At 30.3% G+C, this 1,037-nt stretch carries 1 protein-coding gene; it reads right to left on the bottom strand.

Annotation, left to right across the window (positions count from 1 at the left end; all coding sequences use genetic code 11):
• Positions 1 to 969, bottom strand: a 969-nt coding sequence (locus L8X30_RS07865; RefSeq protein ID WP_263679761.1) for a cache domain-containing protein, incomplete at its 3' end; no start/stop codon positions are given.
• Positions 970 to 1,037: the final 68 nt, after the last annotated feature.

Here is a 1,037-nt window from a genome sequence, read left to right as displayed (position 1 = left end):
GGTTTGTATTTGTTTAAGTGGTGAGATATTGTATTTAATAACAAATCCTATTATTACTAGGGCTATAACTAAACTTATTGAACCAATAAATGATTGCTTAACTAAGGCTTCATTGACGGGTTTTGTATATATTTCTTCATCTGCGATTGCACAAATATTATATCCTAATGAATTTTCTTGGCAAATAACTGCTTTATTTTTGTTATTTTCGTCTTTAACTACAAAAAAATTCTTTGATAATTCTCCGGTTTTACCTTCGGGGCTACTAAGATATGTTTTTACTATGTTTTCAGATAATGTAGTTTTTTTAAGTAGTTGCTCTTCAAGTTCATGAAATAATATTATTCCATCATCATCTATAACAACAACAAATCCACTCGCTGATTTTCCCATGGAAAGTACATTTTTTGAAAATGTAGTTAAATCATAATTTCCACCAACGGCTCCTATGAAACTACCATTAACAACTATAGGGTATGAAAAAGCTAAAGAAGGAGCTTTTAAGCTTGGAGCCATATAAGGCTTTGAAATCACAACTTTGTCATTTCCAGAAGTAACACTTGTATACCAGGTTCTAGTTCTTGGATCATAACCATCAGAAGGCGTTTGATGGTTTCCATTAGATCTTATCATTGCGCCATTGTGTGCAAGTCCTACGTATAATACATCAAAACGACTTGCTTCTTTGATTACTCTAACCATATCATAAATTTCTTTGGTGCTTGCATTTGGATTTTTTTTCATTTCAAGCGCAATGGCTTTTACAGCATCACTTCTTGATTCGCTATAGTCTTCAAAATTTTTTGCAACATCTTGTATGGTTTTAATTTGTAAATTATTGATAAGTTCTCTAGTGTCATGTTTTATTTCTAAATAGTTAAATACATTTGCAATTAATAGTATTCCTACTATTGCTAGTCCCACAAAAAAAGTTAGTTTATTTGTTAAAGTTTGAGTGATTTTTTTCATAAAACTCCTTGATAATAAATGTCTTGTTTAGTTAATAAAAATTTCTTGTTTGTTTAACCGGCGAATTC

This window comes from Campylobacter sp. CNRCH_2015_0338h (genome assembly GCF_025772785.1).
GTDB lineage: Bacteria > Campylobacterota > Campylobacteria > Campylobacterales > Campylobacteraceae > Campylobacter_D.
Note: the sequence above shows the minus strand (reverse complement) of the source record. Positions and strands in the feature narration are given on the sequence as shown.